General features: G+C 66.6%; 22 protein-coding genes. 7 read left to right on the top strand and 15 right to left on the bottom strand.

The annotated features are described in order from the left end of the window. Positions 1–332: tannase/feruloyl esterase family alpha/beta hydrolase (locus ISS20_RS02495; RefSeq protein ID WP_291433355.1), on the top strand; the 332-nt coding region annotated here is incomplete at its 5' end. Positions 333–384: 52 nt separating this feature from the next. Here ISS20_RS02495 and ISS20_RS02490 read toward each other — a convergent pair. Together ISS20_RS02490 and ISS20_RS02485 are read right to left on the bottom strand one after the other, a co-directional pair. Next, positions 385–834 (bottom strand): carboxymuconolactone decarboxylase family protein, encoded by a 450-nt coding sequence (locus tag ISS20_RS02490; protein ID WP_291433353.1) that lies wholly within the window; start codon positions 832–834, stop codon positions 385–387. Positions 835–1,002: 168 nt separating this feature from the next. Then, the gene (locus ISS20_RS02485) at positions 1,003–1,383 is read right to left on the bottom strand and encodes a MerR family transcriptional regulator (protein ID WP_291433351.1); all 381 of its coding nucleotides are present in this window, start codon (positions 1,381–1,383) and stop codon (positions 1,003–1,005) included. A 54-nt stretch (positions 1,384–1,437) separates the two neighbouring features. Between ISS20_RS02485 and ISS20_RS02480 the strand changes: the two genes are divergently transcribed. After that, positions 1,438–2,187 carry an alpha/beta fold hydrolase gene (locus ISS20_RS02480; protein ID WP_291433349.1) on the top strand — a complete coding sequence of 250 codons (750 nt, stop codon included), beginning with the start codon at positions 1,438–1,440 and terminating at the stop codon, positions 2,185–2,187. Between the two features lie 28 nt (positions 2,188–2,215). Here the strand turns inward: ISS20_RS02480 and ISS20_RS02475 are convergent, their stop codons facing one another. Both ISS20_RS02475 and pobA read right to left on the bottom strand, forming a co-directional pair. Further along, positions 2,216–2,374 (bottom strand): hypothetical protein, encoded by a 159-nt coding sequence (locus ISS20_RS02475; protein WP_291433347.1) that lies wholly within the window; start codon positions 2,372–2,374, stop codon positions 2,216–2,218. 334 nt (positions 2,375–2,708) lie between these two features. Then, complete coding sequence (gene pobA / locus ISS20_RS02470) at positions 2,709–3,881, bottom strand: 4-hydroxybenzoate 3-monooxygenase (RefSeq protein ID WP_291433345.1); 1,173 nt, start codon at positions 3,879–3,881, stop codon at positions 2,709–2,711. Positions 3,882–3,984: 103 nt separating this feature from the next. Between pobA and ISS20_RS02465 the strand changes: the two genes are divergently transcribed. From ISS20_RS02465 to ISS20_RS02455, 3 genes are all read left to right on the top strand, one after another. Beyond that, on the top strand, positions 3,985–4,866 hold the full coding sequence (locus ISS20_RS02465) for a helix-turn-helix domain-containing protein (RefSeq protein WP_291433343.1): 882 nt from the start codon (positions 3,985–3,987) through the stop codon (positions 4,864–4,866). A 94-nt stretch (positions 4,867–4,960) separates the two neighbouring features. Beyond that, positions 4,961–5,338, top strand: coding sequence for a VOC family protein (locus ISS20_RS02460; protein ID WP_060985658.1), 378 nt, complete (start codon positions 4,961–4,963; stop codon positions 5,336–5,338). 38 nt (positions 5,339–5,376) lie between these two features. After that, a complete protein-coding gene (locus ISS20_RS02455; protein WP_291433339.1) occupies positions 5,377–5,805 on the top strand; it encodes a VOC family protein in 429 nt (142 codons plus the stop codon). 8 nt (positions 5,806–5,813) lie between these two features. Here the strand turns inward: ISS20_RS02455 and ISS20_RS02450 are convergent, their stop codons facing one another. Then, the gene (locus ISS20_RS02450) at positions 5,814–6,263 is read right to left on the bottom strand and encodes an Lrp/AsnC family transcriptional regulator (RefSeq protein WP_121941668.1); all 450 of its coding nucleotides are present in this window, start codon (positions 6,261–6,263) and stop codon (positions 5,814–5,816) included. Between the two features lie 101 nt (positions 6,264–6,364). On the opposite strand from ISS20_RS02450, the gene ISS20_RS02445 reads away from it, so the two are divergent. Together ISS20_RS02445 and ISS20_RS02440 are read left to right on the top strand one after the other, a co-directional pair. Further along, positions 6,365–6,985: a LysE family transporter gene (locus ISS20_RS02445; protein WP_291433335.1), complete on the top strand. Its 621-nt coding sequence runs from the start codon at positions 6,365–6,367 to the stop codon at positions 6,983–6,985. A 100-nt stretch (positions 6,986–7,085) separates the two neighbouring features. After that, a complete protein-coding gene (locus ISS20_RS02440; protein WP_291433333.1) occupies positions 7,086–7,625 on the top strand; it encodes an EVE domain-containing protein in 540 nt (179 codons plus the stop codon). Positions 7,626–8,054: 429 nt separating this feature from the next. Here the strand turns inward: ISS20_RS02440 and ISS20_RS02435 are convergent, their stop codons facing one another. The 10 genes from ISS20_RS02435 to ISS20_RS02390 form a co-directional block, all read right to left on the bottom strand. Then, on the bottom strand, positions 8,055–8,765 hold the full coding sequence (locus ISS20_RS02435) for a hypothetical protein (RefSeq protein WP_291433331.1): 711 nt from the start codon (positions 8,763–8,765) through the stop codon (positions 8,055–8,057). A 187-nt stretch (positions 8,766–8,952) separates the two neighbouring features. After that, positions 8,953–12,708, bottom strand: coding sequence for a molybdopterin cofactor-binding domain-containing protein (locus ISS20_RS02430; RefSeq protein ID WP_291433330.1), 3,756 nt, complete (start codon positions 12,706–12,708; stop codon positions 8,953–8,955). Then, on the bottom strand, positions 12,705–13,211 hold the full coding sequence (locus ISS20_RS02425) for a (2Fe-2S)-binding protein (RefSeq protein ID WP_291433329.1): 507 nt from the start codon (positions 13,209–13,211) through the stop codon (positions 12,705–12,707). The genes ISS20_RS02430 and ISS20_RS02425 overlap by 4 nt, the downstream gene beginning before the upstream one ends. Positions 13,212–13,232: 21 nt before the next feature. Further along, a complete protein-coding gene (locus ISS20_RS02420; RefSeq protein WP_291433328.1) occupies positions 13,233–14,405 on the bottom strand; it encodes an ABC transporter substrate-binding protein in 1,173 nt (390 codons plus the stop codon). A 130-nt stretch (positions 14,406–14,535) separates the two neighbouring features. Continuing rightward, positions 14,536–15,288 (bottom strand): ABC transporter ATP-binding protein, encoded by a 753-nt coding sequence (locus ISS20_RS02415; RefSeq protein WP_291433326.1) that lies wholly within the window; start codon positions 15,286–15,288, stop codon positions 14,536–14,538. Beyond that, positions 15,285–16,070 (bottom strand): ABC transporter ATP-binding protein, encoded by a 786-nt coding sequence (locus ISS20_RS02410; protein WP_291433324.1) that lies wholly within the window; start codon positions 16,068–16,070, stop codon positions 15,285–15,287. The genes ISS20_RS02415 and ISS20_RS02410 overlap by 4 nt, the downstream gene beginning before the upstream one ends. Beyond that, positions 16,067–17,974, bottom strand: coding sequence for an ABC transporter permease (locus ISS20_RS02405; protein WP_291433322.1), 1,908 nt, complete (start codon positions 17,972–17,974; stop codon positions 16,067–16,069). The genes ISS20_RS02410 and ISS20_RS02405 overlap by 4 nt, the downstream gene beginning before the upstream one ends. 176 nt (positions 17,975–18,150) lie before the next feature. Further along, a complete protein-coding gene (locus ISS20_RS02400) occupies positions 18,151–19,362 on the bottom strand; it encodes an ABC transporter substrate-binding protein (protein WP_015012054.1) in 1,212 nt (403 codons plus the stop codon). 81 nt (positions 19,363–19,443) lie between these two features. Continuing rightward, on the bottom strand, positions 19,444–20,028 hold the full coding sequence (locus ISS20_RS02395) for an amino acid synthesis family protein (RefSeq protein ID WP_063461058.1): 585 nt from the start codon (positions 20,026–20,028) through the stop codon (positions 19,444–19,446). A gap of 55 nt (positions 20,029–20,083) precedes the next feature. Next, positions 20,084–20,725 carry an amino acid synthesis family protein gene (locus tag ISS20_RS02390; RefSeq protein ID WP_099731557.1) on the bottom strand — a complete coding sequence of 214 codons (642 nt, stop codon included), beginning with the start codon at positions 20,723–20,725 and terminating at the stop codon, positions 20,084–20,086.

Below are 20,725 nucleotides of genomic sequence, written 5' to 3'. Positions count from 1 at the left end.
CCAACTGGATGGACCGCCTGCAGGCCAACCACAGCGGCAAGGCCGACGCCTTTGCCCGCCTGTTCCTGGTGCCCGGCATGAACCACTGCTCCGGCGGCCCCGCCACCGACCAGTTCGACATGCTGGCCCCGCTGGTGGCCTGGGTGGAACAAGGCAAGGCCCCCGACAGCGTGACTGCCAAGGCACGCGGCGCAGGCGCCAACGTGGTCAACACCGAGCTGCCCGCCAGCTGGTCCGCCAACCGCACCCGGCCGTTGTGCGTGTACCCCAAGGTGGCGCGCTACAACGGGACGGGGGATGTGGAGAGTGCAAGCAGCTTCAGCTGCAAGTGATCCGTGCTTGAAAAGCGGGCAGTCCGGCGCAAGCCGGGCTTCCCTGTTGTTTTTATGCCTTGGCGCGGGGCTTCATGCGGAAGCTGACGCCCATGCGGTTGATGGCGTTCATGGTGGCAATCGTGAGCGTCAGGTCCACCAGGTCCTTCTCGCCAAACACGGCCAGTGCGGCCGCATAGGCTGCATCGGAGGCATGGGTCTCGCTCACGCGGGTCACTTCCTCGGCCCAGGCCAGCGCAGCGCGCTCCGTCTCGGAGAACAAATACACCGCCTCATGCCACACAGGGACCAGCACCACCTTCTCCACCGACATCCCTTCGGCCAGCAGGTCGCGCGTGTGGATGTCGATGCAGTGCGCGCAGCCGTTGATCTGCGACACCCGCAGGAAGACCAGGTGCGTCAGCAAGCTGGGCAGGCCCGTGCCCTGGGTGGCGAAGTGGTGAAGCGTCCCGATGGCCTTGGCCCCCTCGGGCGACACGTTGAACCAGACAGCGCGATTCATACAGCAGTTCCTTTACGTTGATGGTGGGGCGGCGGCCGGTATCGACCTCCTGCTCCCAAGACGTGTGACGTGAAGGCGCTGTGACAGCAGAACGGCGAGGTAGAGGTGGAGCGTGCAAGCCGCTTAGGCGGTACGTGGTGGCGGATTGCCGGTGGGACGCCCGGCCTTCTAAAACTCCGAGGGGGCCGGCCCTTTGGCCCCCGCTTCAAGCCACGCAATCTTCCGGTCCAGGAGGACGAGCATCGCTTGAAGGTCCACCGCTTTGCGCCGGAGCTTCTCACGGTGCTGGACCAGCGCCTTCAGCATCTTGGTGCGGCCGCTGCCCGAACGCCGCTCCACGACCAGCGTCCGTATCTCCGGGAGTGACATGCCCAATGCCTGTCCTGCCTGAATGGCCTTCAACAGCCTCAAGTCCGCTTCGGTGAAGTCGAGATACGGGCGAGAACCGCCCGCCAAGCCCGCCTTCGGGGCCAGAAGCCCTTCACGGACATAGTGGCGGATGGTGGTGGTCTTGACCCCGCCGCGCGCCGCAAACTCGGCAATCCACATTCGAGCCTCCAGGGTATTGACTATGCAGTGAACTGCATAGTTATAACCGCCCTCATGAACCAAGCCATCCCACTTCTTTTATTGCCGGGTCTCATGAACGATGAGCGGGTGTGGAGCCCGCTTCTGCCCGCACTCGGTGCTGGGCGCAAGGTCCATGTCGCGCCCACGCACCTGCACGGAAGCCTGAACGATTCAGCCCGGGAAGCCGTGGCCGCGATGCCTCCAGGGCCGTTTGCGGTCTCCGGCTTTTCGCTGGGAGGCTATGCAGCCTTGGAAGTGTGCCGCCAAGCCAGGGACCGAATCGCAGGGCTGGCGCTCCTGGACACCGGTGCCAGGACGGATGCTGAGGAAGCAAAGCAGGCACGGACAAGGATGGTCCGGGCCATGGCAAGCGGCGGGGCCAGCCTCGATCAGATCGCTGCCGGGTTTGCCGCTCGGGTGGTTCACCGATCCCACGTGAATGACCTGGAGCTCCTGCGTCTGCTGGCAGACATGGCAAGGGCGGTGGGCAGCGAGGGCTTTGCAAAGCAGCAGCAGGCCGCGATGGACCGGCCTGACAACCGCGCGCTATTGACGGAGCTGCGGGTTCCCGCGCTCGTTCTCTGCGGGCGTGAAGATCAGGTGACGCCCCTGGCCTTGAGCGAAGAAATGGCGAACCTCCTGCCCGAGGCAGAACTGGTCATCGTGGAGAGCGCGGGACACATGACGACGCTGGAGCAACCCGAGGCGGTAAAGACCGCGGTAGCCGCTTGGCTCCGCCGGGTGGATGGACGCGTTGCGCAAACGGGGGGCGCGCACCGCTGACCTGGCCGCCGCCCAGAATCAGCCCCCGCTAGGGCGCGTCCTGCGCCTGTTCCGCCAAGCCTTGCCGCTTGCTGGCTTCTTCTTTCGCCTTCTTCCCTTGGTCGTAATGCCACTTGATGGCGAAGAACATGCCGGTGCCGAACACGAGCACCTTGAAGGTGATGAAGACTATCGGGACCCAATCCATCTTGAACGGCTTTCTGGCTGTTGATTGGCACTCACTACCGTGAAGTGCTCTGCCCCCAAACGCTGTTGGGGGGCATTGACTTGGCAACGGGTGCGATGCTATCGAGCCTGCCGCCCGGGCGTAAGCATCAGTTTTGCTTAAATTTCCCGGAGCAGATGGAAGTCGCGGTGAAAGGCGGCCGTCATGGGGGCCACCCGGCGCGCCGGTTCGCCGGTGCGCCGGGTGCGCGGACGGATTGCAGCTTGCCCTCCACGCCGATCTGGGCGCAAAAAAGGCTTGCATGGAGCCCCATGCAAGCCTTCTATTTTTGCGGCGTGCTGCTACTGCCGGATGCTCAGAACGGCAACCCCACGTAGTTCTCCGCCAGCGAGCCCAACGCCTTCTCCGACGAGAACAGGTACGCCAGGTCCGTGTCCTGCAGCTTCTGGTCGTAGGCCAGCGAGTCGGGGAAGGTGTGCAGCATGGTCGTCATCCACCACGAGAAGCGCTGGGCCTTCCACACGCGGGCCAGGGCCTTTTCGGAGTACTTGTCCAGGCCGGTGCTGTCGCCGTTCTTGTAGTGGGCGACCATGGCGTGGTACAGGTAGTAGATGTCGGATGCGGCGCTGTTCAGGCCCCGGGCGCCGGTGGGCGGCACGATGTGGGCGGCGTCGCCCGCCAGGAACAGGTTGCCGTAGCGCATGGGCTCGGCTACGAAGGAGCGCAGGGGGGCGATGGACTTTTCAATGGAGGGGCCGGTGATGAGGCGCTCGGCCACTTCGGCGGGCAGGCGGCGTTTCAGCTCGGTCCAGAAGGCTTCGTCGGACCAGTCTTCCACGTTGTCCGTCAGCGGCACCTGGATGTAGTAGCGGCTCAGCACCTGCGAGCGCAGCGAGCACAGCGCAAAGCCGCGTTCGTGCTTGGCGTAGATCAGCTCGGGCGAGACGGGCTTGGTGCGCGAGAGCACGCCCAGCCAGCCGAAGGGGTAGACCTTTTCATACTCCTTGAGCACGTCGCGTGGGATGGACTTGCGGCTCACGCCGTGGAAGCCGTCGGCGCCGATGACGAAGTCGCAGTCGATGCGCACCACCTCGTCGCCGTTGCGGTAGGTCACGTACGGGTTGGCGCTTTTCAGGTCGTGCGGCTGCACGTCTTCGGCGTTGTGGATGACGACGCCCTTCATGCGGTCACGCGCTTCGTACAGGTCGCGCGTCAGCTCGGTCTGGCCGTACACCACGACGGAGCTACCGCCGCTGTACTTGTGCAAATCGACCCGGTCCATTTGGCCGTCGTGGGCGATGATGAAGCCGTCGTGGATCTCGCCTTCCTTGTCCATGCGCTCGCCGCACTGGGCCTCGCGCATGAGGGCGGCAAAGCCGTGCTCCAGCACGCCGGCGCGGATACGGCCCAGCACGTATTCGCGGCTTTGGCGCTCCAGCACGATGGTGTCGATGCCCTTGAGGTGCAAGAGCTGCGAGAGCATGAGGCCCGAGGGGCCTCCGCCGATGATGCAAACCTGGGTTTTCATAGCGTCTCCAGTAGTGGTTGGTGTGTTCATGACATGGGTCAAACGGACCACCCAAAGATACGTGGCACAGTCGCCGCGTTGAATGGACGGAGGGAGCCAGAACATGCACTTTTCGAACATCGATGGCATCCGCTCTTACAGCCTGTTTGGCGAGTCGCAGCACCTGCCCGATGTGCTGCACTGCGAGACGATTGCCGAGCGCTCGGCGCTGCACGACTGGGAGCTGGCGCCGCACCGGCACCAGCGGCTGCACCAGGTGCTGCTGATCACCTCGGGCGGGGGCGTGGCGCACCTGGATGGCGAGCGGGTGCCGCTGTTTGCCGGTGCGCTCATCAACGTGCCGCAGGGGCATGTGCACGCGTTTCGCTTTGCGCAGCACACGCAGGGCTGGGTGGCCACGCTGGCCGATGAATTGATGGACGAGATTTTTGTGCGCGTGGGCGATGTGCGGCGCGACCTGGCGCGGCCCGCCGTGGCGCCTGCGCCGCCACAGCTGCACCAGGCCATGGGCCAGGTCTGGCAGGAGTTCTCGGGCCGGGCCAAGGCGCGTGCGCTGGTGCTGCGGGGCCTTAGCGCCACGCTGCTGGGCTGGGTGGCGCGCGCGATGGAAGACCACAGCCCGGACGACTCCCACGCGCCAGAGTCCAGCCTGGTGCAGCGGCTGGAGGCGCTGATCGAGGCGCATTTTCTGGAGCACTGGCAGGTGGCGGACTATGCGCGTGCGCTGGCTGTGTCGCCCACGCACCTGAGCCGCGTGGCGCGGGCTGCCACCGGCGTGTCGGCCCAGCGGCTGATTGAGGCGCGGCTGATGCGCGAGGCGCGGCGCAACCTGGCCTACACCCACCTGGGCGTGGCCACGATTGCCTACACGCTGGGCTATGCCGACCCGGCGTACTTCACCCGCGCCTTCACGCGCGATGCGGGGCTGTCACCGCGCGCGTTTCGGGCGCAGGTGGCGGCGTCAGCGCCCGCTACGGCGATGTGATGCCGCGTGACAGGCTGCTGACACGCCGCTGTCAGCAGCCCCCGCTCACCATCGGGGCTTCTTACTTTCGTTCTTTCACACACAAGGAGCCCCCATGAAAAACGCCATCGCCTGGTTTGAGATCCCCACCACCCAGTTGGACCGCGCCCAGGCCTTTTACGAGGCCGTGCTGGGCCAGCCCATGCGCCGCGAGAACATGGGGCCTAGCGAAGGCGCCGTGTTTGCCTACGACCCCGAGGCCGATGGCGCAGGCGGTGCGCTGATGATGGGCCCCACGGCGCCCCAGGTGTCGGGCAGCGGCACACTGGTGTACCTGGACGCATCGCCCTCGCTCGATGCTGCGCTGGAGCGCGCGGTGGCCCACGGCGGCCGCGTGGCCCTGCCCCGCCAGGCGCTGCCACCGGGCATGGGGTTCTTTGCGCACATCCATGACCTGGATGGCAACCGTGTCGGGCTGCATGCGCCCGATTGAGACCTGGCACCGATTCCTCTCACCGAAAGGAGACTCCCATGGAAGCACAGGAACTGCACCGAGGCCGGCTGATCGATCACATCCAGCTCGTGGTGCGCGACCTCGCGGCCAGCCGCAGGTTCTACGCGGCCGTGTTCGACGCACTGAACGTGCCCATGGGCGGCACGGCCGAAGACTACTTCTGGGCGGATGAGCTGTTTGTCTCCACGGCCGACAGCGTGGCCGCACAGGGGCACCTGACCGGCCGGCACCACCTGGCCTTTCAGGCGCAGGACCGGGCGATGGTGGACGCGTTCTACAAGGCGGCCCTGGCCTATGGCGGCAAGGACAACGGCGCACCGGGTGAGCGGGCTTACCACCCCGGCTACTACGCGGCGTTTGTGCTGGACCCGGATGGCAACAACATCGAGGCCGTGTTCCATGGCGACGCACAGCGCAGTGCGGCGTCGGTGAAGATCACGTTCTGAAGTGTGGGTCAGCCCGCCTCAGGGCGGGCCAGGCCACGCAGCGGGATGGGCGTGGAGAACACGATGGACGTGCGCGTTTCGCCATAGCCATTGATGTCGCCCAGAAAGCGCTCCAGGTCGGGCAGGTCGCGCGCCACGACTTGCATCACATACGAATCGTTGCCGCTGACATGGTGGCATTCAAGCACCTGGGGCGACTGGCGCAGCTTGTCGATCAGCGCCTTCTTGCCGGGCTGCGGCACGTTGATGCCCACCACGGCGCGCACGCCGTAGCCGACCTTGGCGGGGTCGATGTCGGCATGCACGCCACGCACCACGCCCACTTCCTGCAAACGCCGCAGACGCTCCAGCGTGGCGGGCACCGACAGGCCCACGGCCTCGGCCAGTTCCTTGAGCGAGGCGCGGCCATCGGCCTGCAGCGCGCTGATCAGGCGCCAGGCTTTGTCATCGACTTCCATAAAAGCCTTTATCGGTTAGCACAGAAAAAAACGAAACCCAATAACGGATTCGCCGAATTTTCTGCATTCTCCACCGCCCGCTGCCGCCCTAGCATCGGTGCATGGACTTCACCTCAATCACCGTGTTTCTGCAAGCCGCCGTCATCGGCGTGCTCATCGCGGCCCCTGTGGGCCCCATTGGCCTGCTGACCATGCAACGCACCCTGGAGCGGGGCCTGGCCGCCGGGCTGGCCACGGGCCTGGGCGCCGCTGCGGCCGATGAGGTGTATGGCGCCGTGGGCGCCTTCAGCGTGCGCTGGCTCATTGACGGGCTGACGCAGGCCAAGACGCCGTTGGCGCTGGGCGGCGGCGCACTGCTGCTGGTGCTGGCCTGGCGCACCTGGCACGCGCCCGTGGCCCACACCGCCGCCCCGGCGCGCGATGCGCGGGGGCTGCTGGGCCTGGCGGCCGGCACGTTTGCGCTGACGCTGGCCAACCCGGCCACCATCGTGTCGTTCATTGCGGTGTTTGGCTCGCTGGGCAGCGGCCGGCCCAGCCTGCCGTCGCCGCTGTGGATGGTGGCGGGCGTGCTGGTGGGCTCTGCCGCCTGGTGGCTGCTGCTGACCAGTGCGATTGCCTACCAGCGGCAGCGCTTTACGCCCGCGTGGCGCCAGCGCATCAACCGGGCGTCGGCCCTGCTGCTGGGCGGGTTTGCGCTGTGGCAGTGGGGGCAGTTGGTCTGAGGCGTTGCGCTGCGCACAGGGATGCTGCAAAGGTACTGACACTGCGGTGTCAGCAGCAGGCCCGCACCATCGGTGGCTTCTTTGACCAGGAGCTTTTCTCATGACCGACGCCCTGCTGCAACACCCCCTTTGGCCGGATGCCGAGCCTGCGCGCAACGACATACCTGTGTCGGCAGCGACCTCTGCAGCCGCCCCGCGCCGCAACTGGATCGCGGTGGCCTGCGCCCAGCACGCCCGCCGGGGCTGCGCCACGCCGGGCGCGGGCTACATGCAGGTGTGCCATGGCAAGGTGGCGCCGCTGCAGCGCATACGCCCTGGCGACCGTGTGGCGTACTACGCGCCCACCGTCACGATGGGCGGCAAGGACCGGTTGCAGGCGTTTGTCTCCATCGGCATCGTGTTGCCGGGCACGCCGTATGCGTTTGACATGGGCGGCGGGTTTGTGCCCTCGCGGCGGGACGTGGCCTATGTGCCTGCACGTGAGGCGGCGATTGCGCCGCTGCTGGACGCCCTGGAGTTTGTGGACGACCGCCAGCGCTGGGGCAGCAAGTTCCGCTTTGGGTTGTTTGCCATCAGCGACCACGACATGCGCCTGATTGCGCAGGCGATGCAGGCCGAGCTGCAATCACTAAATTTTTGATAGCTATTCAGGCAATCTGCACTAGCGCATCCGGCCCCAAAGGCTTCAAACAGATCGCAAACAGCCCCGCGGGGCCCTCGAACAGCCGCAGGCAGGCGTCAGCACACCGCCATCAGCGTGTCCACCACACGGCGTTGGGCGGCGGTCAGGGCGGCATAGCCTTCACGCAGCAGTCGCAGCACGATCGCGTGGATTTCAATTTCGCTAGCGGGCATGGTCTTCTCCTTGAACGGACAACAGTGGGCGGCCTACCGCTGGGGCTGGCCGATGACATGGGCGCCTGCCACGACACAAAGAGGCGGGCGCCCGGGCCTGCCCCACCATGGACCAAGCCCCGATGCCACTGTGCCGAGGTGGCAACGCAGGCGGTAGCGCGATAAACAGGGAAGTTCGCGGCTTTTTTCGCGCGCCGCTCTGCAACCAAGGGGCTTATGGAGAGGTGGCCCCAGGCACGTAGGCGTCGATGACCGGCGGCTCGCTGCTGCCCGCTGCGGTGCGGGCCAGCTTGAACCAGGTCCAGGTCTCCACATCGGGCGCGTCGTAGCTGCCGTAGGACTGCCCGCCCCACGAAAAGTACGAGCCCTTGTTGCCGGTAGCGAGGGTGCGCTTGCCCACGGCCAGGCTGCCGTCTTGGAGCAGCGCCAGCCGGAACCCCTGCAGCTTGCCAGAGGTCCCGGGCTCATTGCCGGACGGCGCGGGCTGCGGAGCCAGGTCGAGCATGCCGGAGCTGCAGCGGGCCTGCGCGCCGCTGTAGGTGACCAGGCTCCACTGCCGGGTGAGCGAGGTGCGCACGTTGCGCGCGCGGTTGATGGTGCGCGTGCGCAGCGTGGTTTCGCCGCGCTGCTGCTGCACCCAGACCTGCATCTCGGCCGAGCCGGTAAAAAACGGCAGGCTGCCCCGCACACCCGCAGGCTGCACCGGCGGCCAGGCGTACACGCCTTGCAGGGACGGGCAGCCAAACCAGCTGCTCTGCACGGGGCCAAACGCCGCAGGCGGCTTGGGCGACCCCTGCACCTCCGGCCCGCAGGCCGTGAGGGCCAGGCAACACAGGGCCAGCGTTGCGGCCCCGCCCATGCGCCGCACGCGCCGGTGGGGGGTGCGCAGCGCGCTGTGCAATGGCGAGGGAGCGGCAGGTGTCATGGTGTCTGGGCGGTGGTGCAGCCCGATTGTCGGGCTGAACACGGGGCCTGCGGATGATCCATTTGCTCCACTTTTGATAGCTGCTTGTGCATATTCCACTAGCGCATCAGCACCAAAAGTCTCCAAAACGTGCTGACGCTCCCCCAGGCATGGCCTGGAGGGTCGTCAGAACCGTCTAAGAGCTGCTCTAAGGATGCGCAGGCCCCGCCCGCACGCGGGCCAGTGCCTCGGGCACATCGCGCCACGCCGGGCGGCCGGGGGCGTAGCGCTGGCGCATGTAGCCCGCCAGCTCGGTGATCTGCGCGTCGCTGAGCGCGTGGCCAAAGCCGGGCATGAAGCCGATGTCGCGCGCGGCGGGCTCGCGGATGCCGTGCACGATGACCTGCAGCAGGTTGTCGGGCCGGTCGCTGTGCAGATTGCTGTTGAGCGCCAGGGGCACGTTCACGCCCAGCAGCTTCGGGCCGTCGCCATCGTGGTGGCAGGCGGCGCAGGCACCGTCGAACAGGCGCTGGGCCTGGCCGGGCTGCGGGGCCAGCGCGGCGGCCTGGGCCACGGCGGCTTGTGCGCGCTGCTGCGGGTCAGACACAGGCTGTGTGGCTGGCTGGGTAGCAGCGTCTGCCGCGGTGAACGAGGCCAGGTAGCGTGCCATGGCGCGGATGTCGTCGTCAGGCAAATGCGCCAGCTCGCGCACCACGGGCGCCATGGGGCCAGAGGCGCTGCCGTGCTGCGGGCTGTGCCCGTGGCGCAGGTAGGCGTAGAACGCATCGGCCGTCCACGGCACGGGCGCTTTCGACAGGCCGGTGAGCGCAGGCGCCTCCCAGCCATCAATCATGGCGCCCGAGAGGAACGCAGCGCCACCCAACTCGGCCCCCAGCGCGTTGCGCGGCGTGTGGCAGGCGCCGCAGTGGCCCACGCCCTGCACCAGGTAAGCGCCCCGGTTCCATTCAGTTGGGCGGGTTGGGTCCGGCTTGAACGGCGTGGCGTCATGAAACAGCGCGTTCCAGCCCGCCATGAGGGGGCGCACGCTGAAGGGGAAGGTCAGCTGGGTCTTCGGCACCTCGGCCCGCACTGCGGGCTGCGCCATCAGGTAGGCGTACAGCGCGGTCAGGTCATCGTCGCTCATCTTGGCGAACGACGTGTACGGGAACGCGGGGTACAGGTGTTTGCCATCGCGCGAGATGCCTTCGCGCATGGCGCGCTGGAAGGCGCTGAAGGACCACTGGCCGATGCCGGTCTCGGCGTCGGGCGTGAGGTTGGTGGTGTAGACCTTGCCGAATGGCGTTTCCATGGCGCGGCCGCCCGTGTTGGGCGTGCCGCCCGGGGCGGTGTGGCACACCACGCAGTCACCCGCAGCGGCCAGCAGGCGGCCACGTTCGATGGTGGCGGCGTTGTAGACCGACGCACCTGCCGTCTGCACCACGGGCGCGATGGAGGGGCGCCAGCCCAGCAGCGCTGCGCCCATGGCGATGCCACCAGCGACGAGAGCGAGCGCGCGGGCCCAGGGGCTGCGTTTGGCGGGCCATGTGGCGTTGGCGGGCACGGTGGGTGCGGGCAGCTCCAGCGTGGGCAATACCTCGGCTTGCTCGGTGGGTGCGGTGCTGCCTGCAGCCGCCTCGCCTGCGCCACCAGGCAAGGGGTTGAGCCCAGCGCGCACCACCTCGGGCGTGAACGGCGGCGCGCGAAAGCGCACGCCCGTGGCGTCAAAAATCGCGTTGGCAATCGCCGCTGTGCCCGGCACGGACGACGACTCACCGGAGCCCAGCGGTGCCTCGTCCTGCCGGGGCATGTGCATGACCTCGATGACGGGCACTTCGCGGAAGCTCAGGATGGGGTAGCTGCCCCATTCGCGGTTGTCCACGGCCTGCTTCACGGGCTCGAACGTCACCTGCTCCTTGAGCGCGCGGCTGGTGGTCTGCAGCACGTTGCCGTGCACCTGCTGCTCCACCCCGGCGGGGTTCACCATCAGGCCCGCGTCGTGCCCCACCACCACGCGGCGCACATGCACCTCTCCAGTCTTTTTGTTGACCTCCACATCGGCCACCCAGGCCGCCCAGGCGGCGCCAAAGCCGGGCCACTTGCTGTGGATGTAGCGAGCGTAGGCAAAGCCCTGGCCTTGCACCCAGTCCCCATCCAAGGGGCGCTGCTGGGGGCCGGTGCGGCGCACCCAGCCCGCTTTTTCGGCCGTTGCCTGCACCAGCTCGGCAGCGCGCGGGTCGTTCAGCAGCTGCAGGCGAAACTGCACCGGGTCCACACCCGCAGCAGTAGCCAGTTCGTCCACATACGACTCGTGCGCAAACGAGTTGGGCAGGGCCGACACGCCGCGCAGCCATGACGCGCGAACGATGGGCGGCATGTCGTTGACGGCCACGCGCAGGTTGTCGTACTGGTACGGCGGGCGCGCCGTGCGGTCGCCCATCTCGTAGGCCTGGGCCACGGGCTCGATGGTTCGCGTAAGCAGCAGGGCCAGTGTGGGCGCGCCGTTGGAGGGGTAGGACGTTTCAAAGTCGTACGCCGCCACGGTGCCATCGGCCTTGAGCCCACCGCGCACCTGCATGAGCTGCGCCGTGCCCTTGGGCTCCCACAAATGCTCCTGCTCGCGCGTGAGCTGCACGCGCACCGGCGCACCGACGGCGCGCGAGAGCAGCGCGGCATCGGCCGCTACATCGTCGGCACCGTTGCGGCCATAGCAGCCTGCGGCCTCCATGCGGATGAGGTCGATGTCCACATCGGCCAGGCCCATGAGGCGGGCCAGGTCGGCGCGCAGCACATGGGGGTTTTGCGTGCCTGCCCACACCGTCATGCGCGGGCGGCCCGTGCTGTCATCACTGCGCCATTCGGCCACCGCGCACGATGGGCCGATGGAGCCATGCATCTGGTACGGCCACACATAGGTGCGCGGCATGGGCTGGCCGTCAGCAGACAGCGCGGCCAGGGCGCCCTCCACATCGCCCTCGTCCACCAGGCGGCGCTGCGTGGCGGGGTTGGCACGGATGGCTTGTTCCAGCGCCTCGGTACTGTCCTGGCGCGGGAAGCCGGGCCAGTCCTTCCAGCGCACTTTCAAATCGCGCAGGGCCTGCTCGGCCTGCTCCTCGCGCTCGGCGACGATGCCCACAAAGTCGCGGATCACCACCACGGCGCGGATGCCGGGGATGTGGGCGATGGACTGCTGGTCCACCGATTCGAGCGTGTTGCCGATGAAGTCGCCATGGTCCGCCCCCGCATACGGCGGGCGCACCACGCGGCCGTGCAGCATGCCGGGCACGCGCATGTCGTGCACAAAGACCAGCTCGCCACTGACCTTGGCGGGGATGTCCACGCGCGGCACGGACTGGCCGACCACGGTGTAATCGGCGGCGGCCTTGGTGGGCGTGGCGTCCACCAGCTCCAGCGTGGTGTGCGCGCCTGCCAGCAGCGCGCTGTAAGCCACTTGCCGCGACGGGTCTGCAATGACCTGCACCACCCCCGCACGCACCTGCAACTGATCCACTGGCACGCCCAGCCGCTCTGCGGCCTGCGCCACCAGCCAGTGGCGCGCCTGCGCGGCAGCGGTGCGCAAGGGTTTTGCGTGGATCTGGATGGACGCGCTCGCAATGGTGGCGCCCTGGTTGGGCGCGCGTGTGGTGTCGCCCAGCACCATGTTCACTTGGGCCAAGGGCACATCCAGCTCTTCGGCCACGATCTGCGCGAGTGCGGTGCGGATGCCGGTGCCCAGGTCCACATGGCCGCTCAGCGCAGTCACGCTGCCGTCGTCCCACACGGCGATCAGTATCTCCACGCCCTCGGCGGGGTTGCCCGCCACGAGCGCGGGCTGGCCCTTGACGGGCGGTGGTGCGGGGGGCGGGTTGCGCACCACCAGCAGCACGCCCTGGGCGGCATGGAAGTCGGCGCGGGTGAGCGGGCTGTGGGCGCGCAGGGGTGCGGCGTTGTCAGGTGTGGCGCTCATGCCTGGGCCTCGCGCATCAGCACCGCCGCACGCAGCACGGCGCGGATGATTTCGACATGCGTGCCGCAGCGGCACAGGTTGCCCGACAGCTCGCGGCGCACGGCGGCTTCGTCGGGGTCAGGATTGCGCTCCAGCAAGGCCACGGCCATCATCACCATGCCGCTCAGGCAATAGCCGCACTGCGCGGCCTGCTCATCCACAAAGGCCTGCTGCACCGGGTGAAGTCCTGCGGTGCAGCTGCAGCGCCCGGGCAGCCCTTCCAGCGTGGTCACCTCGCGGCCTGCCACGCCCTGCGCCGGGATCACGCAAGCCCGCGCGGCAATGCCATCCACCAGCACCGTGCAGGCACCACACTGCCCCAGGCCACAGCCGTACTTGGGCCCGTTGAGCGACAGGTCGTTACGCAGCACGTGCAGCAGCGTGGCGCTGGCCAAGGTGCTCTGCGGCAGGGCAAACGGCTGGCCATTGACGACGACCAGGGAGAGTGAAGCGGGCGCGTGCATGTCTCGGTGGGTTGTTCTCAGTCAACGTCGCAGCGACCCGCTGCGCGTGTACATCTCCAGGTCCACAAAGTTGGACCCATTGTGGTTGCCCGGGCCGTACACCAGCGGAAAGTCGCCGATCTTGGTGGTGCCCATGTCTTCCATGGCCTTGATGAAGCCTTCGCGCGTGAGCGCTTTGCCTGCGCGCTTGAGGCCCTCCACAAACACGCGCGCGGCGATGTAGCCCTCGAGCATGGTGTAGCTGTCGATCTTTTCGCCCGCGTCCGCGCGGTCCTTGCGGTAGTCGGCCACGATGGCAAGGCGGCTGGCCTGCGGCGAGGGCACGATGCTGGCCGTGACCAGTCCTTCGATGCCGCCGTTCAGGCGCTGGGCAGACCCCGGTGCATCGGTGATGCCCACCGAGATGGTGTACAGCGGCGACGCGGCACCCGCCGCCCGGTAGTCGCGCAGGAACACCTCCACCATCTTGCCCGCCATGATCATCACCACCGCGCCCGGCTGGGCCTTGGTGAGCTGCGCCACCTGGGGCTTGGCGTCGGTGGCGGCGATTTCCATGGGCACGGAATCGACCACCTTGACCTTCAGGCTCTGGGCGATCTGCAGGCAGGTGTCGAGGTTGGATTTGCCAAACGCGCTGTTCTGGTAGATGACGGCGATGTTGTTGATGCCCAGCGTGGCGAGGTGGCCCACGATCTTGCGCAGCTCGGTCTCGTAGCTGGCGCGCACATGGAACAGGTAGCGGTTGTGGGTGGTGCGAAACGAGGTGGTGCCGACGAGTGGCGCGAACATGGGTACACCGGCCTTTTCAGCCAGGGGCATGGCGGCGATCAGGTTGCCGGTGGCCACGTAGCCGATCAGGGCGAATACCTTGTCTTCGTCAATGAGCTTGGCCGTGTTCTCTGCCGTCTTCTTGGGCTCGTAGGCGTCGTCGTGCGACACCAGCTCCAGCGTGCGCCCCTGCACGCCACCGGTCTTGTTGACCTTGTCGAACGCCAGCGCAATGCCGGCCTTGTAGTCCACCCCAAAATCCTTGGCCGGGCCGGTGAACACCGCCGACTGCCCCACTTTGATGCGGGTGTCCGTCACACCGGTCTCGGCAGCAGCCGGGCCTGCCCAGGCCATCCCTGCCGCCGCCAGGCCCACCATGGCGCTGCGGCGGTCGATGCATCCATCCTCCACTCCTTGACACTTCATGTAGCGCTCCTTACATCAAAGGCCAAAGTTTCCGTGCGAGGGCAAACATCGTGCAAGTGCTTGTAGAGGTGTTTTTTGTAACCAACGGCACACGTGGGCCACACACCACACGCGCGCGTCGGCAGTGGGTTCAGACGCTCAGGTAAGCGCGCCGCACCTCTTCGTTGGCGGCCAGCTCTTCCATGCTGGCCTGGTAGCGGATCTGGCCCTTTTCGAGCACATAGGCGCGGTCGGACACCAGCTCGGCAAAGTGCATGTTCTGCTCGGACAGCAGGATGCTCACGCCCTGCTCCTTCAGCTCCAGGATCATGTGCGCCATCTGCTCCACGATCACCGGGGCCACGCCTTCGGAGGGCTCATCCAGCAGCACCAGATAGGGGTTGCCCATGAGCGTGCGGGCCACGGTGAGCATCTGCTGCTCGCCACCGCTCATGCGACCGCCAGGGCGCTGGGGCATCTCGCCCAGGTTGGGGAAGAGCTTGAACAGGCGCTCGGGCGTCCACACAGGCGCAGCGGTGCCGTCGGGCCAGGTGCGGGCGGGCTGACGGCCCACCTCCAGGTTCTCCATCACCGTGAGGTCGGTGAACACGCGGCGGTCTTCGGGCACAAAGCCCAGGCCCAGGCGCGCGGCGTCGTGCGGGTCGGTTTTGGAGATGTCGCGGCCCATGAACTGGATGCTGCCCTTGCGTTTGGCCAGCATGCCCATCAGCGTCTTCAGCGTGGTGGATTTGCCTGCGCCGTTGCGGCCCATCAGGGCCACGACTTCGCCACGGCGAACGTCCAAGTCCACGTCATACAGGATTTGTGCCGCGCCATACCAGGCCTGCAGCCCTTTGGCCTGCAGCAGCAGTTCTTTGGGTTCGTTGGTCGTCGTCATGCTCATGCGGCCTCAGCAGCAGCGGCTGCCGTTTTCTTCTCGAAGGTCTTGCCAGTGCCGAAGTAGACCTCCTGCACCTTGGGGTGGTCGCGCAGCTCCAGCGGCTTGCCCTCGGCAATCAGCCGCCCGCGCGCCAGCACGATCATGCGGTCGGCATAGGCAAACACCACGTCCATGCTGTGCTCGGTGAAGAGCACGGCCATGTTGCGGTCGATCACCAGCTGCTTGGTCAGCGCCATGAGTTCGTTGCGTTCCTTGGGCGCCATGCCGGCGGTGGGTTCGTCCATGAGCAGCAGCTTGGGAGAATTGGCCATGGCAATCGCCAGCTCCACGCGCTTCACATCGCCATAAGCGAGCACGCTACAGGGCCGGTCGGCCTGCGACTTCATGCCCACCTGGTCGAGCAACGCCAGGGCTTCTTCGCGTTTGTGGTCGGCAGCCCTGCGCCATAGGGAGAACAGCAGACCGTCGTTGGAGATCAGTGCCATCTGCACGTTCTCCACCACCGTCAGCGATGCAAAGGTTTCGGCGATCTGAAAGGTGCGGCCCACCCCCATGCGCCAGATGTCGCGGGGCTTGCGGCCCACCAGCTCCTGGCCGTTGAGCTGGATGGAGCCTGCATCGGCAGGCAGCTGGCCGTTGACCATGTTGAACGTGGTGGACTTGCCCGCGCCGTTGGGGCCGATGAGTGCCAGCAGCTCGCCAGCCGCCAGTTCGAAGTGGATGCCATCCACCGCCTTGACGCCGCCAAACGATTTGCCCAGACCGGTGACTTTGAGGAGGCTCATGCTGCGCCCTCCTTGGTGTTCTTGGCGTCGCGCATGTTGTCAAAAATCTGTTTGATGGTGCCAGCGATGCCCTGCGGAAAAAGCAGCACCAGGATGAGGATGATGGCGCCCAGCATGGCGCGCCAGTAGTCGGTGTTGCGCGCCACGGTGTCGTGCAGCCAGGTGAAGGTGACCGCGCCCACCACGGGGCCCGCCAGCGTCTGGATGCCGCCGAGCAGCACCATCACCAACCCGTCCACCGATTTGCCCACGGCCAGCGACTCCGGCGAAATGCTGCCCTTGGAGAACGCATACAGCGCCCCTGCCAGCCCTGCAGCCGTGCCCGCCACCACAAACGCCGCCCACTGCATGCGCTTGACGTCGATGCCGATGGCGTCGGCCCGAAGCACAGAGTCGCGCCCCGCGCGCAGCGCATAGCCAAACGGCGAGAACAGCACGCGGCGCAGCCACCACACCCCTGCCCCCACCAGTGCCAGCGTGAGCCAGTAATACATGCGCTTGTCTGCCAGCCAGGCCGCAGGCCAGACACCGGTCAGGCCGTTGCTGCCACCCGTGAAACTGTCCCACTGGTAAGTGATGGCCCAGGTGATCTGGGCGAAGGCCAGCGTCAGCATGGCGAGATACACACCCGACAGCCGCACTGCAAACCACCCGTAAACAAACGCCCCGGCCGCCGCCACCAGCGGCGCCACCACCAGTGCGATCTCCATCGGTAGCCCGAGCGAGCGCACCAGCAGGGCCGCGCCATAGGCGCCCAACCCGAAGTAGGCGGCATGGCCGAACGAATGCATGCCCGCAGGCCCCATGATGAAGTGAAGGCTGGCCGCAAACAGCGCTGCGATCAGCAGGTCAATCAGCAACACCGTGGTGTACGGCGACTGCGCGGTCAGCAGCGGTGCTGCCACCAGCAGCAGGCCCAGCACGGCGGCCGCTACCAGATAGGCCTTGCCCGGCCGACGCAATGGCTCCTCCTGCATGCCCACATAGCGGCTGGGTGCCTGTGGTCGGCCAAACAGCCCCCATGGGCGCCAGACAAGCACCACAGCCATCACCAGAAAATCCACCACCAGGGTCAGCTTGGAGAAGGAAATGCTCATGCCGAACACGTCGACCACACCCAGCCAGATGCAGATGGCCTTGATCTCGGAGATCAGCAGGGCGGCGGCGTACGCGCCCGGGATGGAGCCCATGCCACCCACCACCACCACCACGAAGGCGGCACCGATGGTGTGCAGGTCCATCTCCAGCGTCGCGGGCTCGCGCGGCAGTTGCAGTGCGCCACCCAGCCCGGCCAGCATTGCGCCCAGCGCAAACACGGCCGTGAACAACCAGGCCTGGTTGACGCCCAGGGCGCTCACCATCTCGCGGTCTTGCGTGGCGGCACGCACCAGCGTGCCGAACCGGGTGCGCGTGAGGAGCAGCCAGACCGCGCCCAGCACCAGCGGACCGACCACGATGAGGAACAGGTCGTAGCTGGGAAACTGCCGCCCGAGCAGGCTCACGGAACCCGAAAGGCCCGGCGCGCGCGGGCCCAGCAGTTCGTCGGGGCCCCAGAGCCACAGCACGGCGTCCTTGATGACCAGCACCAGTGCAAACGTGGCCAGCAGCTGGAACAGCTCGGGCGCCTTGTAGATGCGGCGCAGCAGCACCACCTCGATCAGCGCCCCCAGCACGCCAACGATCAGCGCGGCCAGCGGCAAGGCCACCCAGAAGCCCAGGGCACCGCTCAGGCGCTCGACCAGCGAGTACGCGACGTAGATGCCCACCATGAAGAATGAGCCATGGGCAAAGTTCACGATGCGGGTCACGCCAAAGATCAGCGACAGACCCGCCGCCACGAGGAACAGCGACGACGCGCTCGCCAGCCCGTTGATGAGCTGAACGATGAAACCCGAAAAACTCATGTTCAATAAACCCTGTAGGGCCTGTTCACACTATTTTTGCCAGCGCGAAGGCCATGAAAGAAGCCGGCCTTGCCCCAGCCGACACCAGCCAGCACCCGCAGAATTTGCCTGTGCCAGGCTGCCGGTAGCGTCTGCCGGGACCGAGGCGCGGCAGGCGCCTCAGACCTCAGAGGGAATCAATCAGCGCTTCGTGACTTTTTCACGTCGGCAGCGGACGGCTGGTACTTGGCATCGGCGCCATCCAGGTAGACGTAGTCCACCATCACGCCCTTGCCGCCTTCGTTCTTGGTGCGGCCAACAAACGCGCCCATGGTGGCCTGGTGGTCTTCAGGACGGTAGGTGATCTTGCCGAATGGGGTGTCTACCTGCAGACCCTTGAAGGCTGCGACCAGCTTGTCGGTGTCGGTGCTCTTGGCTTTGGCAATACCGGCTGCGGCGGACTTGATCATGCTGTAGCCCACCACCGAGCCCAGACGCGGGTAGTCCTTGAACTTGGCCTGGTACGCCTGCTCGAATGCCTTGTGCGCGGGGGTGTTGATGCCGTACCAGGGATAGCCGGTCACCAGCCAGCCGTTGGGGGCCTCGTCTTTCAAGGGGTCCATGTATTCGGGCTCGCCCGTCAGCACGCTGACCACCTCGATGCCCTTGAAGAGGCCGCGCGTGTTGCCTTCGCGCACGAACTTCGACAAGTCTGCGCCAAACAGCACGTTGAAGACTGCGTCGGGCTTGGCATCAGACAGCGCTTGCACCACGCTGCCGGCGTCCACCCGGCCCAGTGGCGTGGCTTGTTCGGCCACAAACTCCACGTCGGGCTGCGCGGCCTTGAGCAGTTGCTTGAACGCCGCCACCGCAGACTGCCCGTATTCGTAGTTGGGGTAGACAACGGCCCAGCGCTTTTTCTTCATCTTGGCGGCCTCGGGTACCAGCATGGCGGCCTGCATGTAGGTGCCGGGACGCAGGCGGAAGGTGTACTGGTTGCCGCCTTGCCAGGTCATCTTGTCGGTCAGCGGCTCGCCTGCGAGAAAGAAGAACTTCTTCTGCTTGGCGAAGTCGGCAACTGCCAAGCCGGTGTTCGACAGGAAGGTGCCAGCCAGCACATCGACCTTCTCGCGCGACACCAGCTCTTCGGCCACACGAACGGCGTCGCCGGGGTTGGCGTTATCGTCGCGCGTGATCAGTTCGATCTTTTTGCCATTGACGCCGCCCGCAGCGTTGATCTCATCGACCGCCAGCTCCATGCCTTTCTTGTAGGGCTCCAGGAAAGCGGGCTGCGCCTTGTAGCTGTTGACCTCGCCAATCTTGATCACGCCTTGGGCAAAAACAGGGGCCAGGGTAAGGGCCAATGCAGCCGCAGCCGTGGCACGCATGAGGTTTCGTCGCATCGTCATGGGGAGACTCCTGAAGGATGGTTGGAGAGAGATCGAACGGGGGGTGAGACAGGACAGGTGTATGTTGTACGCGCGCCGGGCTCAGCGCAGGCCGTCAACGCCTTTTATTTCAGAGGCCGTGAGGCCGCCGACACGTGGCAACGGCCGTCCGCTGTCGGTCACGACAACGGCCACCACGATTTCATTGGCCCGCGGGGCATCGGCTACACGGGCTTCCATGGCGTCGAAATGGCTGCGCACGTAAGCCGCATCCTTGTGGCCCAGGGGCACGTCGATGGCCGTGCCGAGGCCGCCCATCTTCTTGCTGGATGGGACCAACGCGGCACCCTTCTCGACAGCCACACGCAGTGGTGCGCCCAGCTTGGGGTGGAGGATGGCGGCGGCGTGCTCCAGCTCGCCCGCCTCGCCCACGATGGCGGCCTTGCCGTAGCTGTGCGCATCGCCCGGGGCAATGCCCAGGGCCTGCACGCAGCGGGCGCCCAGAAGGCCTCCCAGCTCCTCACCGATGGCAATGAGTTCGTCGAGGTTTTCCACATAACGTCCGGCAAAGGGGTTCTCGATCACGGCCATGGCCAGCGCCTTGCGCACCGGGGGCTGAACGTCACGCCCCATTTCCACGCGGACCTCGTCGGTCTGGACGATGATCTTTCGAATCTTGGCTGGCATTTTTTGACTCCTTGGGATCTTGTCTTGTTCGATGGTGTGCGGGTCGGCGCGCGGCTCAGCGCAAGCCGTTCCACTGGCTGATGTCTGCCGCCTTGAGTCCTCCGACACGGGCGTGGATGCGCGGGCCCGTGGTCATGGCAAGTATGAACACGATCTCATCAGCGGAGGGCGCGCCCGGAACACGCACTTCGATCGCGTCGAAATGGCTACGCACATAGCTGGCGTTGATGTGGGTCAGCGGCACGTCCAGCGCCGCACCGGGGCCACCCACCTTCTTGGTGGAGGGCACGATAGACAGCGCATTCGCGGGTTGCCCGGTCTTCTCTTCGGCCTGGCCCTTGGCGTAGGCGTTGCGGTCGCCCTTCCAGCCCAGCAGTTCGCGCATGGCGTAGCCGCCGGGCACATGCCACAGCGCGCCGTGTTCCAGCTCGCCGGCCGCGCCCACGATGGCGCCTTTGCCATAGGTCTCGATGCGCTCGGCGGGCACGGCCATGGCCTTCAGCAGGCGCTGCGCCATGTCCAGCCCCACGTCCTGCAGGGCATCCATCATGGGCAGGATGTCGGGCTCGTACCGGCCCGCAAATGGGTTGGTCAGCACCGCGCCGATGGCACCACGCAGCAACGGCACATCGGCCACCGGCCCGAATTCGTGCCGGATTTCCTCAAGATGGGTGAAAACGCGTCGTATCTGGATCAT

It is taken from the genome of Acidovorax sp. (assembly GCF_016783915.1).
Lineage (GTDB): Bacteria > Pseudomonadota > Gammaproteobacteria > Burkholderiales > Burkholderiaceae_C > Acidovorax.
This window is presented reverse-complemented; position numbering and strand designations above follow the sequence as displayed.

Coding starts and splice junctions, on each gene's coding strand:
- ISS20_RS02395 (WP_063461058.1), bottom strand. CDS start 20,028: ATGCCAGCCAAGATTCGAAAGATCATCGTCCAGACCGACGAGGTCCGC.
- ISS20_RS02420 (WP_291433328.1), bottom strand. CDS start 14,405: ATGAAGTGTCAAGGAGTGGAGGATGGATGCATCGACCGCCGCAGCGCC.
- ISS20_RS02440 (WP_291433333.1), top strand. CDS start 7,086: ATGACCGACGCCCTGCTGCAACACCCCCTTTGGCCGGATGCCGAGCCT.
- ISS20_RS02400 (WP_015012054.1), bottom strand. CDS start 19,362: ATGACGATGCGACGAAACCTCATGCGTGCCACGGCTGCGGCTGCATTG.
- ISS20_RS02480 (WP_291433349.1), top strand. CDS start 1,438: ATGAACCAAGCCATCCCACTTCTTTTATTGCCGGGTCTCATGAACGAT.
- ISS20_RS02415 (WP_291433326.1), bottom strand. CDS start 15,288: ATGAGCATGACGACGACCAACGAACCCAAAGAACTGCTGCTGCAGGCC.
- ISS20_RS02435 (WP_291433331.1), bottom strand. CDS start 8,765: ATGACACCTGCCGCTCCCTCGCCATTGCACAGCGCGCTGCGCACCCCC.
- ISS20_RS02490 (WP_291433353.1), bottom strand. CDS start 834: ATGAATCGCGCTGTCTGGTTCAACGTGTCGCCCGAGGGGGCCAAGGCC.
- ISS20_RS02455 (WP_291433339.1), top strand. CDS start 5,377: ATGGAAGCACAGGAACTGCACCGAGGCCGGCTGATCGATCACATCCAG.
- ISS20_RS02405 (WP_291433322.1), bottom strand. CDS start 17,974: ATGAGTTTTTCGGGTTTCATCGTTCAGCTCATCAACGGGCTGGCGAGC.
- ISS20_RS02410 (WP_291433324.1), bottom strand. CDS start 16,070: ATGAGCCTCCTCAAAGTCACCGGTCTGGGCAAATCGTTTGGCGGCGTC.
- ISS20_RS02475 (WP_291433347.1), bottom strand. CDS start 2,374: ATGGATTGGGTCCCGATAGTCTTCATCACCTTCAAGGTGCTCGTGTTC.
- ISS20_RS02460 (WP_060985658.1), top strand. CDS start 4,961: ATGAAAAACGCCATCGCCTGGTTTGAGATCCCCACCACCCAGTTGGAC.
- ISS20_RS02465 (WP_291433343.1), top strand. CDS start 3,985: ATGCACTTTTCGAACATCGATGGCATCCGCTCTTACAGCCTGTTTGGC.
- ISS20_RS02390 (WP_099731557.1), bottom strand. CDS start 20,725: ATGATCCAGATACGACGCGTTTTCACCCATCTTGAGGAAATCCGGCAC.
- ISS20_RS02425 (WP_291433329.1), bottom strand. CDS start 13,211: ATGCACGCGCCCGCTTCACTCTCCCTGGTCGTCGTCAATGGCCAGCCG.
- pobA (WP_291433345.1), bottom strand. CDS start 3,881: ATGAAAACCCAGGTTTGCATCATCGGCGGAGGCCCCTCGGGCCTCATG.
- ISS20_RS02485 (WP_291433351.1), bottom strand. CDS start 1,383: ATGTGGATTGCCGAGTTTGCGGCGCGCGGCGGGGTCAAGACCACCACC.
- ISS20_RS02450 (WP_121941668.1), bottom strand. CDS start 6,263: ATGGAAGTCGATGACAAAGCCTGGCGCCTGATCAGCGCGCTGCAGGCC.
- ISS20_RS02430 (WP_291433330.1), bottom strand. CDS start 12,708: ATGAGCGCCACACCTGACAACGCCGCACCCCTGCGCGCCCACAGCCCG.
- ISS20_RS02445 (WP_291433335.1), top strand. CDS start 6,365: ATGGACTTCACCTCAATCACCGTGTTTCTGCAAGCCGCCGTCATCGGC.